This window comes from Thermoanaerobacter kivui (genome assembly GCF_000763575.1).
In the GTDB taxonomy this organism is placed as follows: domain Bacteria; phylum Bacillota; class Thermoanaerobacteria; order Thermoanaerobacterales; family Thermoanaerobacteraceae; genus Thermoanaerobacter; species Thermoanaerobacter kivui.
Window position 1 is genome coordinate 1,625,645 of record NZ_CP009170.1, and the last position, 16,658, is coordinate 1,642,302.

General features: G+C 34.7%; 15 protein-coding genes and 2 pseudogenes. 1 reads left to right on the forward strand and 16 read right to left on the reverse strand.

The genetic code is table 11. The features are described from left to right. Positions 1-24 precede the first annotated feature (24 nt). The 8 genes and pseudogenes from TKV_RS08245 to TKV_RS08280 form a co-directional block, all read right to left on the reverse strand. Positions 25-291, reverse strand: coding sequence for an HPr family phosphocarrier protein (locus tag TKV_RS08245; RefSeq protein ID WP_049685528.1), 267 nt, complete (start codon positions 289-291; stop codon positions 25-27). Continuing rightward, a complete protein-coding gene (gene whiA, locus TKV_RS08250; protein ID WP_049685529.1) occupies positions 291-1,247 on the reverse strand; it encodes a DNA-binding protein WhiA in 957 nt (318 codons plus the stop codon). Before whiA ends, TKV_RS08245 begins: the two co-directional genes overlap by 1 nt. A gap of 93 nt (positions 1,248-1,340) precedes the next feature. Beyond that, positions 1,341-1,574, reverse strand: a complete 234-nt coding sequence (locus TKV_RS08255) for a hypothetical protein (RefSeq protein ID WP_049685530.1) — start codon at positions 1,572-1,574, stop codon at positions 1,341-1,343. A gap of 96 nt (positions 1,575-1,670) precedes the next feature. After that, the gene (locus tag TKV_RS08260; protein ID WP_049685531.1) at positions 1,671-3,395 is read right to left on the reverse strand and encodes a glycoside hydrolase family 13 protein; all 1,725 of its coding nucleotides are present in this window, start codon (positions 3,393-3,395) and stop codon (positions 1,671-1,673) included. 13 nt (positions 3,396-3,408) lie between these two features. Continuing rightward, positions 3,409-4,209: a helix-turn-helix domain-containing protein gene (locus tag TKV_RS08265; protein WP_049685532.1), complete on the reverse strand. Its 801-nt coding sequence runs from the start codon at positions 4,207-4,209 to the stop codon at positions 3,409-3,411. A 94-nt stretch (positions 4,210-4,303) separates the two neighbouring features. Next, positions 4,304-5,377 carry a 2-hydroxyacyl-CoA dehydratase gene (locus TKV_RS08270; protein WP_049685533.1) on the reverse strand — a complete coding sequence of 358 codons (1,074 nt, stop codon included), beginning with the start codon at positions 5,375-5,377 and terminating at the stop codon, positions 4,304-4,306. Beyond that, complete coding sequence (locus TKV_RS08275) at positions 5,374-6,360, reverse strand: acyl-CoA dehydratase activase-related protein (RefSeq protein WP_049685534.1); 987 nt, start codon at positions 6,358-6,360, stop codon at positions 5,374-5,376. The genes TKV_RS08270 and TKV_RS08275 overlap by 4 nt, the downstream gene beginning before the upstream one ends. Positions 6,361-6,480: 120 nt before the next feature. After that, positions 6,481-7,137: pseudogene (locus TKV_RS08280) on the reverse strand (sugar ABC transporter permease); the annotation flags it as partial. Between the two features lie 107 nt (positions 7,138-7,244). Here TKV_RS08280 and TKV_RS08285 point away from each other — a divergent pair. Further along, positions 7,245-8,648 (forward strand): ISLre2 family transposase, encoded by a 1,404-nt coding sequence (locus TKV_RS08285; RefSeq protein WP_049686150.1) that lies wholly within the window; start codon positions 7,245-7,247, stop codon positions 8,646-8,648. A gap of 82 nt (positions 8,649-8,730) precedes the next feature. On the opposite strand, the pseudogene TKV_RS08290 reads toward TKV_RS08285, so the two are convergent. The 8 genes and pseudogenes from TKV_RS08290 to murB all read right to left on the reverse strand — a co-directional run. Next, positions 8,731-8,976, reverse strand: a pseudogene (locus TKV_RS08290) (sugar ABC transporter permease); the annotation flags it as partial. 1 nt (position 8,977) lies between these two features. Further along, entirely contained in the window at positions 8,978-9,898 is a 921-nt protein-coding gene (locus tag TKV_RS08295; RefSeq protein ID WP_049685536.1) for a carbohydrate ABC transporter permease, read from the reverse strand. A gap of 47 nt (positions 9,899-9,945) precedes the next feature. Then, positions 9,946-11,190: a sugar ABC transporter substrate-binding protein gene (locus tag TKV_RS08300; protein WP_049685537.1), complete on the reverse strand. Its 1,245-nt coding sequence runs from the start codon at positions 11,188-11,190 to the stop codon at positions 9,946-9,948. 56 nt (positions 11,191-11,246) lie between these two features. After that, complete coding sequence (locus tag TKV_RS08305) at positions 11,247-12,827, reverse strand: alpha-amylase family glycosyl hydrolase (RefSeq protein WP_049685538.1); 1,581 nt, start codon at positions 12,825-12,827, stop codon at positions 11,247-11,249. Between the two features lie 184 nt (positions 12,828-13,011). Beyond that, positions 13,012-13,986, reverse strand: coding sequence for a gluconeogenesis factor YvcK family protein (locus TKV_RS08310; protein ID WP_049685539.1), 975 nt, complete (start codon positions 13,984-13,986; stop codon positions 13,012-13,014). A 1-nt stretch (position 13,987) separates the two neighbouring features. Next, complete coding sequence (gene rapZ, locus TKV_RS08315) at positions 13,988-14,842, reverse strand: RNase adapter RapZ (RefSeq protein ID WP_049685540.1); 855 nt, start codon at positions 14,840-14,842, stop codon at positions 13,988-13,990. A gap of 5 nt (positions 14,843-14,847) precedes the next feature. Next, the gene (locus TKV_RS08320; protein WP_049686257.1) at positions 14,848-15,579 is read right to left on the reverse strand and encodes a PHP domain-containing protein; all 732 of its coding nucleotides are present in this window, start codon (positions 15,577-15,579) and stop codon (positions 14,848-14,850) included. A gap of 12 nt (positions 15,580-15,591) precedes the next feature. Next, entirely contained in the window at positions 15,592-16,497 is a 906-nt protein-coding gene (gene murB, locus TKV_RS08325; protein WP_049685541.1) for a UDP-N-acetylmuramate dehydrogenase, read from the reverse strand. Between the last annotated feature and the right edge of the window lie 161 nt (positions 16,498-16,658).

A 16,658-nucleotide genomic window follows, 5' to 3' on the forward strand; every position in this document is an offset into this window, starting at 1 on the left:
TTCTTAAAAAGAAACCTTTTTTGTTTATTCCTCACCGAATTTTGATTCAATGAGGTCTACTAATGCTTTTATAGCAGCCTCTTCATCGTCTCCATCGGCACTCAACTTAACAACATTGCCTTGCGAAACACCAAGAGACATTATTCCCATAATGCTTTTGGCATTAACTTTCTTGTTGTCTTTTTCCACCCATATTTGTGAAGAAAACTTGCTTGCAGTTTGTACAAATAATGCTGCCGGTCTTGCATGAAGCCCTGTCTTATTTTTAATCTCAATTGTAACTTCTTTCATTATTGAACTCTCCTCTCTTTCAATTTCTTTGATATTTCTTCAATTTTTCTAAGTCTATGATTCACTCCTGACTTGCCGACAGGAGGAACTAACATTTGTCCCAGTTCTTTTAAGCTCAAATCCGGATAATTAATCCGAAGCTCAGCAATTTCTTTTAAACTTGGGGGTAGATAATCCAACCCTACCGAATCTTTTATATAGTTTATACTTTCTACCTGTCTTAAAGAAGCATTGATTGTTTTTGTAAGATTTGCAGTTTCACAATTCACAATTCGATTTACATTGTTCCTCATTTCTTTGTAAACTCTTATGTTTTCAAGATTCAAAAGTGAACTGTGAGCACCTATTATATTCAAAACATCAACAATCTGTTCTCCTTCTTTTAAGTATACTACATAATTATTTTTTCTTGCAATAACCTTTGAATTTAAATGGAAAGAATTTATCAATTTGCTTAAATCCTTCCCATGCTCTACATTGTGAGTAATAAATTCCATGTGATAAGCTTTTTCAGGATCGCTTATCGAACCACCCCCTAAAAAAGCTCCTCTTAAGTAGGCTTTTTTAGCTTTGATACTTTTTACAATTTTTTTATCTATTCCATAACTTAATTTTACATGACCATTTTCATAATTCAATATACCAACTCTATTTAAAATCATTTCTGCGTTTTCTCTGTTCGGAATAAAAATAAGATAGCTTAGGTTTTTTTTAAGATATCTACTTCTTCTTACCATTGTCTCAGGAGTTATGCCAAACAAGTCTTTTATCAATTTAAAAACCAATCTTGCAACAGAGGCATTTTCTGTTGTAAGACTTAAGGACATCTTCATATTACCATAAATAGAAATAGTACCTATCATTCGTATTAAAGCTGCTAATTCTGCTATTTTACTTTCCTCATCCTCCGGATAAATCCTTGCCAGTTCGTCTTTTGTAGCCGATGAAAAAGACATAAAACATCACCTCAACAGGCTTATTTTTATTATACTACATTCTTTCAAAAAAAACCCTTTAAAAAATAAACAAATCAAAGGGGTTTTTAATAATTACAACAATCTTTTTAATTCCCATTCAATGTACTCCGGGGAATTTTTCCAATTATGCCTCTCCTCAGAATTGCACCATTCTTTAAATTCCTTGTAGTCTTTCCATTCTTCATACTCACTGGCTTCTACCAACTTTTTTAAAGTTACAAGTTTCATGACATCATAGCTGCCGTATAATTTTTCATAATCCTTATAATATTGATAATCCCTTCCGTACCGTGATGTATTTTTCATAACATCACCCCGAATCCTATTTTTTAAAAAATAGAGGGGAACTTTTATTCCCCTTTAATATTCTACATATATATTATTCATGCATCTTGGCATTGGTTACTTCAAAATATACCCACAGTTTGGTTCCAAATACAACATATTGCCACTTCTCTTCAACTTGCCCATTCCTAAAATATCTTCTTTTTCACTCACTCCTTCTAAAAATATTACCTCTTCTCTGCTACTATTATTTATTATTACAATAATCGATTTGCCATTGTATTCTCTTTTAAAACTAAAGACTTTTCCACTGGCATACAATGTCGTATAACTGCCATATCTCAACTCTTCATTTTCCCTTCTTATAGAAATGAGCTTTTTGTAAAAATTAAAAATACTCTTATTCTGTTTTTCTTCTTCCCAAATCATACACCCTCTACAATCAGGGTCATAACCTCCTACCATCCCTACTTCATCACCATAATAAATGTAAGGCACACCGATAAAAGTAAATTGAAACACTAATGCTAATTTCATTCTAGCAACCATGCCATTGCACAAAGTTAAAAATCTCTCTGTATCATGACTTCCTATCAAATTAAACATAATCCTATTTACACTTTCCATATGCCTCATAAGCTGTTCTGTGATCATAGTGTTAAACCTTGAAGCGCTAATTTTCCTTTTTGCAAAAAAGTCTACAACTGCATTTCTAAAAGGATAGTTCATGACACTGTCAAACTGGTCCCCTCTAAGCCACGGAGACGCATCGTGCATTACCTCTCCCACAATTATCGCATCTGGCTTTGCCCTTTTTACAACTTCTCTAAACTTTCTCCAAAAATGATGGTCTATTTCATTTGCAACATCTAATCTCCAACCGTCTATGTCTACTTCTTTAATCCAATATTCAGCTACTTCTAACAAATACTTTTGCACTTCTGGGTTTTTTGTCATAAGCTTTGGCATTCTCCAAGCAGTATCCGCAAAAACCTCATAGGAAGGCTTAGGATGCGTCTTTATTGGCCATTCATATATGTTAAACCAGTCCCAATATTTTGATTTTTCCCCGTTTTTAATGACGTCCTGAAAAGCAAAAAAATCATATCCGCAGTGATTAAAAACTGCGTCAAATATCACTCTTATTCCATTATCATGACACTTTTTAACCAGCTCTCTCGCTTTTTGTGTATCTCCAAAATGCGGGTCAATTGTGTAATAATCCGTAGTATCGTATTTGTGAGTAGAAGGTGATAAGAATATAGGAGTCAGATAAATAGTATTTATTCCTAAATATTTTAAGTAGTCTATTTTATCTATTATCCCTTGCAGGTCTCCACCAAAAAATGTATCAGGTGTTGGCCTTTCTCCCCATGACCTTACATTTTCAGGGTCATTTGCTTTGTCCCCATTGTTAAACCTTTCCGGAAATATTTGATACACTATGCAATCGCTTGACCATTCTGGTGCAAAAAAAATGTCTTTTTCCCGTATGTAAGGATATTGGAAAAATCCCCAAAAACCATTTTTAGGCCTTTTTTTGTAAAAACCTGCTTCGGTATAATATACTTTTTCACCATCTTCTGATACCAGATAAAAGAAATATACAAACTTTTTATTCAGCTCCAAAGTGGTTTCAAAGTAATCAAACAGTTCATTTGTATGAGTCAAAACCATTGGCTTTATTTTGAACTTTCCCAGCCAATCGTATCTGTCTTTGTACAAAATATATACCCTGTCTACATCAAATACAGCAGTCCTCAACACTACACGAAGTTGATTTTTATCTAAAGGATATGCGTAAGGTATATCGCTTTTATGAAATATCGCCTCTTTTATCATTTCTTTCCCCTTCCTATGTGTGTAAAATTATTGTAACAGGTGCCGCAACATCTACCCGCGGCAGTTCCACACCGTCTACTGTTATTTTAACATCTGGAGGATACCCCATCAAGATATCTATACTATTTTTGACATCAAAGGTCTTGGACATTCCATTCGTCATCAGTCCCTCATAAACAACCAAACCATCTACTTTTACACTAAACCAGCACTTTTGCCCGGGAACACTTATGTCAACTTTATAACTTTGTGAAGCCGGAAGAACTTTATACTCTATCTTTTTTGATGTCACAGATACTTTTTCTACAGTTGTTTTTACCTCTTGCTGAGTAGCAGTCTCTTGTTGTGGTAAAGAAGTTTTTTCGTCAGGAGCTGTCGAAACTTCTGATTGCTTTTGTTGTGGCAATGGTGCAATTCCTTTTTTAACTTGATTCACAACATAATAAAAGCCATAACCTATAATCCCTACTATTAAAACTAAGATTATCGCTCTTTTTAATATTAAAAAAAACTGTGAAAAATCTCTCCTTTCTTTCATGTAAGACTGAGTGGAGGTGACTGCAATTTCTTCCTTTTCTTTTTCACGAAACAAATATTCATATTTTTTAACCACTTCATTCCCATTAAGGCCTAAAGCTTCAGCGTAACTTTTTACAAATCCTTTTGCATATACAGAAGCAGGCATGACACTGAAATCGCCTTCTTCAATAGCCTTCAAATACCTTGTACGGATCTTTGTAATCTCCTGGATTTCCTCCAGTGTCATTCCCTTTTTAAGCCGCTCGTTTTTTAAAAATTCTCCCAATTCATTCATACCTATCACCCCTTACAACCATCCATTATATATATTCCACACAAAACACATTTTTCCTTCATGATTTTTCATAAAAACAAATTAAAAGGATGAATCAAACAGCATTCACCCTTCTTCTATATAGTAAATCCACAAAAGCTTCCAAACGGGTTTGGTAACCTGCTTGCCCAGTGTTTTCATCATATACTAAAGACATTACTGGAATATTGTAATCTCGGCTAATTTTTGCAATTATTCCTTGAGCTACTATTTCAGGGGTGCAGGTAAAGGGAAGTATGTGAATTACACCGTCATAATTAAGTTTAGCATATTTTATCGTATTTGCAACTGTATTAAGCCCATGTCCTCCAATATCTCTTTCAAGATATCCTTTGCCATTTTTCTTAAATTCAAGCCTTTGAGGTAATTTAAAAGCGCTATTTATTAGATAATCGGACAAATATTCTGTTTTTGTAACTTCTACACCTAATTCATTTAAAGCTTTACTGACATCCATGTTTGTAAAAGGTTCTAGTAACATATAAATTTCTCCTACTAATGCAACTCTAAGCTGCACTTTTCTGTATACATTAGCGTTTTCTTTTATTTTTTTCATGGCATCAGCAACGATTTTATCTACCTCTTTACCATTTTGGGCTTTATCTAACTTTTTCATATATTCCTCATATATTTTAGTTGTGATGCCCCGCCTGTCTTCATGAGCTCTGTGTTTTAATAAAAATTTTTCAAGTTTGTCAGCTGCCAACATTTTTTTCACTGCGAATAAAAAAGATTTTAAAGCTGTTTTCCCATCGACATTGGGAAAATATGATGATAACTCCTTCAAAAAATCAATTAACCTGCCATGAGGAGGGTCAATTATGATCATGTTGAAATTATACCCTAAGTCCTTTAATATCTCCTTTTGAACATGACCATAATACCCAAATCTACAAGGCCCTATACCTCCCAACATTATAATAGTATCTGCTCCTTTGTCAAGAGCCTCTATGAAATTCCCTACATTGATTTTAAAAGGCAGACAAGCAAACTCATGGGAATTTCTCACTCCTAAACTTAAAGTTTTATTGGTAGTAGGGGGTGGTTCTATAACTTCAACACCAATTCCTTCAAACATAGTCTTTAAAATCATGTTCAAAGAACCCATGTGAGGATAAGTAATTTTCATACGCACACCGCCCTTTTCTTAAATTTCAAAAGGTCTATAAATGCTTCTAACCTCGTCATAATACCCGCTTCTCCCGAATGCTCATCAATTGTAAGCAACATAAAAGGCATTTCCTTATCCCTTTTATACATTCTCTCCAGCAATTCCTCTGTCATAGAATTAGGCCCACAGCCAAAAGCTGAAACCATTATAACTCCGTCTACATTCTTTTGTTTTAAAAAATGCAGTCCTGCTCCTAAAATATCTCTTTCATACGACCAAAACATGTCTTTAGACAGCATTGACGCCCCCTCTAATATAACGTCTGTCTCCAGCATTTCCATAGTAAAAATTTCTGCCCCCATATCTCTTAATTTATTTATAATTCCCATGCTTATGTATTCATCCATAATATCATAAGAATGGGCAAGAACAGCTAACTTAATCTCATAATTTTTGTTTGCTCTTGTTAACCTATTTCCCTCCCAAATTTTTATAGCTTCGATTGGAGTAAAACCTCTTTTTAATAATCTTTCAAACTTTTTTTGTTCCTCCAAAGCATTAAAATAAGCCTTTAAAGCTTGTCGCTTGTTTTTTTCAAACATCCTTCCAACTTTTGCAGCCTCTTTTTTGATGGAAGTATCGTCTCTATACATATTAATTTCCATATCTATAATAGGTGGTAAATCACCAATTAAGCTTTTTATAAAATCTGGCAGTCCTAAAAACTTTGAACAAAGGTATTTTTTTCTTTCTACACTTACAATCCTCGGAATAAATATGTAATCAACATCTTTTTCTTTTAAATTTATCACATGTCCTACATAAGTTTTAACAGGAAGACAAGCATCTTCAACACAGTTTTTTACTCCTTCATCAAGAATTTTTTTATTTGTATCCTGGGAAACCACTACTTTTGCTCCCACACCTTCAAAAAAAGTCTTCCACATTGGATAAAAATCGTAATATAAAAGTCCTTTAGGTATTCCTACAGTCTTGCTCATTTTTAACCTCCTTTAAAAGCAAATACATATTTATTTTTGCCATGAATTTTTATTTATATACAAAATAAAAATACCGGAAATAATCCGGTATTTACAAATTGTTCCATGTGTAACAATTTTTTATCCTTTTACTGCACCTGCTGCAAGACCAGCTTGCAAATACCTCTGCAATACCATAAAGAGTATTACAAGAGGCAAAGATGCCATAACAGAGGCTGCCGCAAATTGAGTCCAGTGGGCCGAAAATTGGTTTTGAATAAACCTTTGAAGCCCTAACGCTATTGTGTAATTTTCAGGTGACTTTAGTACCGCACTGGACAAAATAAATTCACTATATACTCCCATAAAGCTAAATAAGAATATAACTACAAGCATGGGAGTCGCCAAAGGAAGAATTATTTTCGTGAAAATTTGCCAATGAGTAGCTCCATCAACTAAAGCAGCTTCGTCCAACTCTTTTGGAAGACTATCAATATAGCCTTTTAAAAGCCATATACTAAAAGCGCTGCTACCTGCCATGACCAGCATAAGGGCATAGAGATTATCCAGAAGGTTTAATTTTGCCATTATACCAAATATAGCAGGTAATGCCATAAACGTAGGAAACATCTGAAGTATTAAGAGAGTCTTTAAGCCATTTTTTCTTCCAGCAAACTTCATTCTACTGAAAGCATAAGCTGACGTAGCAGTCAAAAATAATTGAATAGTTGCTACACCAACGCTTAAAATCATACTGTTTTTTACCCAAAGTAAAAAATTAGTCTTTTGCAACACATCATAGTGTAAAATTATCGTAGGATTTTTTAAGTGATAAAAAACAAGAGACAACCCCTGTGATAAAATAGATTATGGAAAACAAAACAATACAGAAAGGGGTGTCTCTTGTGAAAAAAAATATCTTTGAGGATATTATACTACAAAATGCTCTAAATTTCACTAAGGAAGTAGTAGAAATTTTTGGTGATTTATTAAATAAAGGAATGAATATTACAGAGCTTGCAGCAAGGATAAAGGAACTGACGGACAAACTAGGTAGAGAGGCAATAGAAGCAATTATTGAAGAGTTAGATAGGATAATAAAAGAAGATAAGAGAAGGAAAGAAAAATGGGTAGTAGAGAGGAAAGATAAAAAGAGATTAACGACAATCCTTGGGGATATAGAATATGAGAGGACATATTACAAATCCAGAGAGGATGGAAGATATACATACTTGATAGATGATGCATTAGAGATAGGACGGCACGATAGGATAGAGAAGGGAGTAAAAATAAAGTTAGTAGAAAACGCGATAGAAGAATCATATGAGAGAAGTAGTAAAAAAGCATGTCCAGAGGAGTTAAGTAAACAGACGGTATTAAACGCAATAAGGGAAATAGGAGAAGTAGAAGTAAAGAGAGAAATAAAAGAGAAGAAAGAGGTAAGGGTATTATACATAGAAGCAGATGAAGACCATGTGCCTTTGCAAGATGGCAGCAATGAAACACCGCGATTGATATACATACATGAAGGTAAAGAAGAGAAAAATGGTAGAAATGTACTGAGAAATGTGCATTACAAAGCATATGTAGGAGAGAAACCTGAAGACATATGGATAGATGTAGCAAATTACATAGAAGACAATTACAAAGAAGAGAAGATAGAGAAGATATACATAGCAGGAGATGGGGCACCGTGGATAAAAGAGGGATTAAAATGGATATTAAAATCAAGGTTTGTGTTAGACAGATATCATTTAAACAAATACGTATTAAAAGCAACATCAAAAGAGCCAAAGTATAGAGATAAGATATGGAGAGCAATAAATGAAGGGAATAAAGAAGGAGTGAAGAAGGTATTTGATGAGCTAATAAAGGCAGCAGAGGAAGAGAGAGAGAAAGAGAAGATAAAAGAAGCAAGGAAATACATACTAAACAATTGGGAAGGAATAGTGATATACAACAAAGACGAAGATGTAATAGGGTGCAGTGCAGAAGGGCATATAAGCCATGTATTTTCAGCCAGATTAAGCAGGAATCCACTAGGGTGGAGTAGAGAAGGATTAAAGTTAATGGCGAAATTAAGGGTATTCAGCAAGAATGGAGGAGACTTAAGAGAAGCAGAATGGGGTAAGAAAAAGAATATCAATGCTGGGAGTTATAATTTAACGAAGAAGCAAATAAAAGAAGCGGTAAGGAGAGTTAAAACGTCTACAAATGAAAAAATAAACAATATTACGGTTTTGAATATAGGGAAAGTAACGCCAATATATAGGGTTTTAAGAGCATTAAAATATGCACAAGTTATATAAAAAGCATGATAAGTTGAAGTATGAAATTAACTAAGTTTCAGGGGTTGTCTTAAAAAAATCCTACAGTATCTTGACACTATCGCAACACATCCTTATAATTTTGAAATGTCATATGTTGTGGAAAAATTGAACCGGAGAAAAAGGCATCTCCAGGCGCCATAGACGCTCCTACTACCCAAGCTACAGGAAACATCATTATTGCAATTACAGCCCATATAATAAGTCGGCTAATCCATAAAGATACTTTTTCATGAGGTTTTAATTTTTCCCTATAATAAATCTTTTTAGTCGTTTTTTTGTCACCAATTTTAACACTTGCATATTCCACTTTAATCCACCTCCTCAAAGGCATGGGTCATCTTCATATTGATAAGGCTCAATGTGCCAATTATCAAGAATATAATTATAGACAAAGCTGCCGCCAAGTCATATCTGTTAAACTGCATTGTCATCTTGTAAGCCGAACTTACAAGCAAATCAGTATGACCTGCAAAAGAAGTATCTGTCCTTGGAGGTCCTCCTCCTGTAATTAAAAACGCTGCGCCAAAGTTGTTGAAATTATAAGCAAAAGATGAAATAATAAGTGGCAAAGTAGAAGATGTCAACATTGGTACTGTTATCATTCTCAGCTTTTGGAACCATGTAGCACCGTCGATGTCTGCAACTTCATAAAGCTCTGGCGGTATTGCTTGAAGCGCCCCCAAAGAAGCGTTCATCATAAAAGGATAACCCATCCACACACTGACCATTATAATTGCAACTCTTGCCCAAAATGGATCAAGAAGCCATGGTATCATAGGCAAATGCAGTCGCTGTAGTATCAAATTTATACCGCCGTATTGTTGATTTAAAAGCCCCGTCCATGTCAGTGCAGCAATTGTTCCAGGAAGTCCCCATGGAATAATCAATATTGCCCTATAAAAATTTGTCTCCCACATGTTTCTATTGTTTAAAATAACAGCTAAGAGAAGACCTATAATATAACTTAATAAAGTAGCTGAAAGAGCAAAAATAACTGTCCACACAAATACAGGAGCAAAAACTACTTTAAAAGGTCCTGACAGTATATCTATAAAGTTTTTAAATCCTACAAATTGATAGTTATTAAAGTGGTATAGATTAAAATTTGTAAAAGCAATATAAATAGTATACAACATAGGCACAAAACTTAATACAGTCATAGAAAGTATAGCAGGTGATAAATACGCATAAGGCGTTAGCTTATCTCGTATGGTCTTTTTACCTTTCATTCAACAACCTCCTTTTCTAAAAAAAGGGGCTAAAAGCCCCATTTTTGTTACTGTTGCGTTGCAATACCTTGTTTGATCTGATTTACCATTTCATCTGCTGCTTTGTCAACAGGAACCTTTCCTGAGGTAATAAGCTGTAATGCATTGCCAGCAGGACCCCATACTGCAGCCATTTGCGGTATATTAGGCATTGGAATAGCATTTTTAGCTTGTTCTGCAAAAGCATTCAAGATTTCATTGTTCTTAACTTCAGGATTATCCAAAAGTGAGTTAAGAACCGGTATTCTGTTACCTGTTTCAAACAGTGGCAATCCTGTATTTTCAGCAAGATACTTCATTAAATCCCATGCTTCTTTTTGATGTTTTGAATTCGCACTTACAAATGCAGCCTGTACACCTGCAAAAGAAGGTGTGGGTTTTCCATCAATTTGTGGAAGTGGAGCAACTTTAAATGGAACATTAGCTTTCTTAAAGCCATCTACATCCCATGGACCGCTTATATATAGTCCAGTTTTTCCACTTTGGAAATTGCCTTTTGCCATATCGCCGTTTATATCTGCAGGCATGAATTTATACTTTGTCACAAAGTCTTTTATAAGTTCTAAGCCTTTCTTTGCACCATCGTTATTCAATCCTATATCGTTTGGATCAAGTCCACCGCCTGTATCCTTAAACACATAACCGCCATAAGCAGATATAAAGGCAAAGCTAAAATAGAAGTTATTTACATCGTATTGGAATCCTACTTCTTTGCCCAGCTTAATTAAATCATCAAGTGTTGCTGGTGGTGTTGGAACTTTCTCTGTATTGTAGAAAAGTGCATAAGTCTCCATTGAAATTGGTACAGCATACATTTTTCCATCGTAAGATACAGCACTTATGCTCATTGGAACATAGTCGTCTTTGTTTATAACTCCGTCTGGTACTTCAGCTAAAAGTCCTGCCTTTTGGAAAGTACCCAAGTTATCGTGTGGTAAACCAAACATGATGTCTGGGCCCTTACCACTTTGAGCAGCTGTTGAGAAAGCTTGGAAGTCACTCTGGTCTGCCAAAACTTTTACTTTGTTGCCAGTTTGCTCTGCCCACTTATTTGCAATCTCTTGAACCTTTGCTATTTCAGGATCTGTTAAGTGTGACCATACTACAAGTTCTACAGGCTCTTTCTTTTGTTCTGTCTGACCTTGTGATGAAGTATTTTCGCTTGTCTTGCTGCCGCCACAACCTGTTAAAGCAGCTGACAAAACGAATACCATCACAGTCAGCAATGCAATTATTTTTGTGTACTTCTTCATACAAATCCTCCTCTTAATTTTTAATTTTATTATAATTTTGGGAAAAACCCAAAATCTTATTTCACTTTTACATTTGTCCATATGCTTACACTGTCTTTAGGTAAAGTTATACTTAAAATGTTGTTTTCACTATTTCCTCTTTCAACTTTTAAATTAACTCCTTCTAATAAACCCTTTAAATAATCACTGTATTTGCCTTTTCGAAGAGAAGTCTCTATATTTTTTATAGTAGTCTCTTCTCCTTTATTTATTGCAACTACAACTATGTCTTTCCCATATTGCCTCTCATAGATATAAACATCATCGCTAACATACCTTGCTACAGTCTTCCCATACTGTAACGCCTGTGTAGCCTTGCGCAAGTTTGACAATTCTCTAATTAAAACATAAGCCTTAGTATTCTCATCAAACTTTTCCATCATTGGCCTATTATAAGGGTCATTTCCGCCATTTGTGTCATTATGCAAATACTGCTCTGTCCCATAATATATAGCCGGAATCCCACGAGATGTCATTATAAACGCAATAGCTTCATGCAATTTGTTCTTATCATCATTGACTGATAAAAACCTCGGCATATCGTGATTGTCCACAAAAGTAACCAACTTATAAGGATTATCATAATCTTTATTTGTCTCTTCAATAGTATCATTCAATCTGTCAAAGCCATAATCTTTTTCAAAAACATCCTTTATCGCATTGTTGAGCATAAAATCCAATACAGAAAAACCACTCATATTGGCAAATTGAATATTATAACCGTACAAAGGATCAGTGGGACCGTTTAACATCCACTCGCCAAAAAGAATAGCATCTTTTTTAACGCCGTATATGGTATCAGCAAAACTTTTTACCCATTCCATAGGCATATGCTTTACTGCATCTAGCCTTACCCCATCAATTCCATGACTAAACCATAACTTGATAGAATCCTTTAAATACTTGTCAACAATAGGATTACTTTGATCAAGGTCCACAAGGTCAAACAAATTTTTATCCTGCAAGTCCTTTAAATTGTTCCAATTTGTAATAGTGCCGTTGTGATGAAAAAGCTTATTAAGATCATTGCTATAAGTTCCTAATAATTTCCCATTGTCATACAAGGCACCGTTTTCAGCAAAGTCAGTGTTGTTTTCATCTGCGGGACTCGTGTGATTTGGAGCAAAATCTAGTATAACTTTTATCCCATTAGCGTGAGCAGTCTTTACAAAATTGTCAAAGTCCTCCCATGTACCAAAATGTTCTTCTACTCTTTTAAAGTCCCTTGCCCAATATCCGTGATAAGGTGCATTTATTTCGCCATTATATATTGCCGGTTTGTTGATGTTGTCTACAACAGGAGAAATCCAAATAGCTGTTACTCCCATCCCTTTTATATAAGGAATTTTTTCTGTCAAACCTTTTAAATCTCCACCCCAATACATCCTCCAATTGGTATAGGTTGGATCAAACATACCTTTACTTACTTCCGGGTCATCGTTGGACTTATCCCCATTGTAAAACCTATCTATCATAACCTGATATATTACATCCGATTCAGCGGAATTATTAGAACTAGTCTCTTTAATACCACAACTGGTCAGCAATAAAGAAAAGACTAAAATTATTGCCGCAAATAGCTTTACATTCTTTCCCATCACTTTCCCCCTTACAAGTGATTGCCAATATATTACAGTAATCGCTTTCTTAGAATGTATTTTTTAAAAGCGCCCAATTGCAACAGTGTTGCAATCGCTTGCGCTTGCTTTCAATATTATTGTATATCTTAATTTAACAAATGTCAATATGTTTTTTTGTACAACATAGACTAAAATTCCTCGTTTACTTAAGCAGGCTTACAATTACTTCTGCAAGCTTTTGCTCATCGTGCCTTATAAATTCCTTTTTTAAAGCTACTAAATTTTCCTCTACCACTTTAATTCCCATACTTTCTAACTGATTTTTATCGTATTCAACAGGTTGTGACATGTCTTTTATATAGCGCTCCATATAATCATGGGGAATTTCACCGTTGTTGACAATAATGTAATCTAGAGATTTAAGCCCATGTTCAAAAAGAGCCTTCACATGGTCACAAGCAGTATAGCCCAAAGTCTCTCCCGGCTGTGTCATGATATTACATGCGTAAATTTTAACCGCTCTAGAGGTTTCAATAGCACCACACACTCCATCTACCAAAAGATTAGGGATTACACTCGTATATAAACTTCCAGGACCCAATACAATGGCATCAGCATTTAATATATCCACTAATACTTCTTCAAAAGGCTCTGCATGAGAAGGTTCAATATATATCCTCTTTATCTTACTGTTTTCTTTTTGCTGTACAACAGGAATTTGCGATTCCCCTTTAATGATAGTCCCGTTTTCAAGCTCTGCTACAAGCCTTACATCATCAAGAGTTACAGGAATAACTTTTCCTGATACAGCAAGCACATCACTCATCTTTTTTACAGCTTCTTCAAAATTTTTAGAAATGCCTATCATGGCTGCCAAAAACAAATTCCCAAAATTTTGGCCCTTTAGCATTCCCTCAGTAAACCTGTACTGCAAAAGTTGTTCCATTGTAGGCTCTGTATTTGCTAAAGCCAGTATACAATTTCTTATATCTCCAGGCGGCAGTATCCCTAAATCCTGTCTTAGGATTCCCGAGCCGCCGCCATCATCTGCTACTGTAACTACCGCAGTAATATTGGTTGTATAAAGTTTTAATCCTCTTAGCATAGTAGAAAGCCCTGTACCTCCACCAATAGCAACAATTTTAGGCCTGCCTCTAAAATTTTGCTTTGCACTCATTTTACTCCTCTCCTATATCTCTGTGATGAATGATAACAAAATAATCATCGCTTTTCAAAAGTTCATAAAGAGCATTTGCAATGGTAACTGACCTGTGTTTACCCCCTGTACATCCAATAGCTATTACCAGCTGTGATTTTCCTTCTCTGATATAATACGGAATTAAAAACTCAATCATATCTCCCAGTTTTTTTAAAAATTCCTTCGCTTCTTCCCATTTCATAACATATTCTTTGACCTTTTCATCATTTCCAGTTAAAGGTCTTAACTCTTCAATATAAAAAGGATTAGGCAAAAATCTCACATCAAATACAAGGTCTGCATCAAGAGGTATTCCGTATTTATATCCAAAAGACATGATATTTATTATAATTCCTTTAAATTTTTTGCCTTTTAAAAATATATTCGACAATTCCTCTTTTAATTGCGAAGAAGTTAAATTAGAAGTATCTATTATGCTATTGGCTATTTTTCTTATTTCCGCAAGCCTTTTTCTTTCCTCATTTATTCCGTCAACTATTCTCCCCTCTTCAGAGAGAGGATGCTTTCTTCTGGTTTCTTTAAATCTCTTTATCAAAACCTCATCAGAAGCTTCCAAAAAAATTATTTCGTAGTCGTAATTGTTTTTTTTCAAAAACTCAAGGCTGGAATAGATATCTTCAAAAAATTGGCCACCCCTTAAATCCATTCCAAGAGCTACTTTATCTATATTTTTCGATTGATAAAAAAGATCGGCAAGTTTTGGTATTAAAGCAGGTGGAAAATTATCTATACAAAAAAAACCCATATCCTCCATCGCTTTTAACGCTTGCGTTTTTCCAGCACCAGAAAGGCCTGTTATTATGACGAACCTCACAAATATCACCCCTTAGCGTTTATTATATCTTCTTCTGTTAGTCCTGCCTCTTTTGCTATCTCTATTCCTCTTTTAAAGTCTCCCACCCTAAGTGGTGTATGGGCATCGCTATTTATCACAAACTTACAGCCTTCGCTTTTAGCTATCTTTACAAACTCTACTGTCATATAGCCGTGGCTCGCATTAATCTCAAGAGCTGTCCCCCTTTCCTTAGCTGCTTTGGCAAGTCTCATCGTGTCAATATCTACTTTAGCACCGGGATGTGTTATTATGTCAATCTTGTATTTTTTTATAGCATTAATCATCGCTTGTGTATTTTTTTCTCTCATTTCAGCTTTTAATAAACCAATGTATTTGCTCAACAGATTTTTACCAAACAACTGCACACCGTTATAAAAATCCTTAGGCATTACTCCTGTGTGATATCCCATAAGTAAAATATCTAAATATTCCATAAGCTCATCAGGAACATCTATACTTCCATCAACACTTATGAGGTTTGCTTCTACCCCCATCAGCACTTTAATTTGAGGGTATTTTTCATTAATTTTGTCTATTTCTTCTCTCATTTTCTTAAAATCCTTTTTTCTTAAACCATAAAATATGTGAGCTGGTCCATGGTCAGTAATAGCAATTTCTCTAAGTCCCAACTTTATTGCCCTTTTTACATTGTCCTCTATACTCCCTTTCCCATGACTGTATACAGTGTGAGTGTGATAATCAGCAAAAATTTTCATTTGTTCAATCACCTATTTCTCTCCTACTATTTTTATCTCAGGAATAAGTTCCACTCCAAACTTTTCTTTTACTACTTTTTGTACATGTTCAATCAAGTTTACAACATCGTAAAAAGTTGCATTGCCAGTGTTTATAATAAAACCACAGTGTTTTTCAGAGACCTTTGCTCCTCCAATTGAATACCCTTTAAGCCCCGCTTCCTCAATAAGCTTGCCAGCGTAATAACCTGGTGGCCTTTTAAAAGTACTTCCGGCACTGGGATACTCTAAAGGCTGTTTTTCTTTTCTCCTCGCATTTAATTCCTCTATTTTGCTCTTTATTTCTTCGTACTTTCCTTTTGATAAGTTCAACCACGCTTTTAACACAATCCAATCCTTTTCTTGAATAATACTATGTCTGTAGGAAAACCTCATCTCCTCATTTGCAAGAACCAATATATTACCTTCTTCATCCAAAACCTCTACTTTTTCTACCACGTCTTTCATTTCAGGTCCATACGCCCCTGCATTCATTACTATTGCTCCACCCAAAGTCCCTGGGATACCACCAGCAAACTCAAAACCTGTGAGTTCATGTAAAAGTGCAACATTGGCAATATAAGAAAGTGGTGCGCCTGATTCTACAATTATTGTATCGCCTTCTACAATTACATTTTTTAAGGAAGATAACTTTATTACAACCCCTCTTATGCCCTTTTCACTCACTAACAAATTGGTTCCATTCCCTAATATAAAAAAAGGTATATTTTCCTTTCTTAATAAAGATATGACATTTAACAATTCATCTCTATTTTGAGGTATAACCAATACATCAGCAGGACCTCCTATTTTAAAGGAGGTGTGCTTTTTCATAGGCTCATTTAAATATATTTTTCCATCAGGAATGATATCTTTCAATTTGTCAATAATTTCAATCACTGTACCACTCCTTAAATTCAAAGTAAATAATTACTACATTTATAGTCTATCATTAATATATTGTTTTCATTCCAAAATGAAACTTTATACGCAATTTTATAATAGCACTTTTTTTTTACAAAATAAATAGAGGGGATTAACCCCTCTTTTATGCATTGTAA

Coding starts and splice junctions, on each gene's coding strand:
- TKV_RS08305 (WP_049685538.1), bottom strand. CDS start 12,827: ATGGGAAAGAATGTAAAGCTATTTGCGGCAATAATTTTAGTCTTTTCT.
- TKV_RS08320 (WP_049686257.1), bottom strand. CDS start 15,579: ATGAAAATTTTTGCTGATTATCACACTCACACTGTATACAGTCATGGG.
- TKV_RS08295 (WP_049685536.1), bottom strand. CDS start 9,898: ATGAAAGGTAAAAAGACCATACGAGATAAGCTAACGCCTTATGCGTAT.
- whiA (WP_049685529.1), bottom strand. CDS start 1,247: ATGTCTTTTTCATCGGCTACAAAAGACGAACTGGCAAGGATTTATCCG.
- TKV_RS08265 (WP_049685532.1), bottom strand. CDS start 4,209: ATGAATGAATTGGGAGAATTTTTAAAAAACGAGCGGCTTAAAAAGGGA.
- TKV_RS08255 (WP_049685530.1), bottom strand. CDS start 1,574: ATGAAAAATACATCACGGTACGGAAGGGATTATCAATATTATAAGGAT.
- TKV_RS08310 (WP_049685539.1), bottom strand. CDS start 13,986: ATGAGTGCAAAGCAAAATTTTAGAGGCAGGCCTAAAATTGTTGCTATT.
- TKV_RS08300 (WP_049685537.1), bottom strand. CDS start 11,190: ATGAAGAAGTACACAAAAATAATTGCATTGCTGACTGTGATGGTATTC.
- TKV_RS08260 (WP_049685531.1), bottom strand. CDS start 3,395: ATGATAAAAGAGGCGATATTTCATAAAAGCGATATACCTTACGCATAT.
- TKV_RS08245 (WP_049685528.1), bottom strand. CDS start 291: ATGAAAGAAGTTACAATTGAGATTAAAAATAAGACAGGGCTTCATGCA.
- TKV_RS08275 (WP_049685534.1), bottom strand. CDS start 6,360: ATGAGCAAGACTGTAGGAATACCTAAAGGACTTTTATATTACGATTTT.
- TKV_RS08270 (WP_049685533.1), bottom strand. CDS start 5,377: ATGAAAATTACTTATCCTCACATGGGTTCTTTGAACATGATTTTAAAG.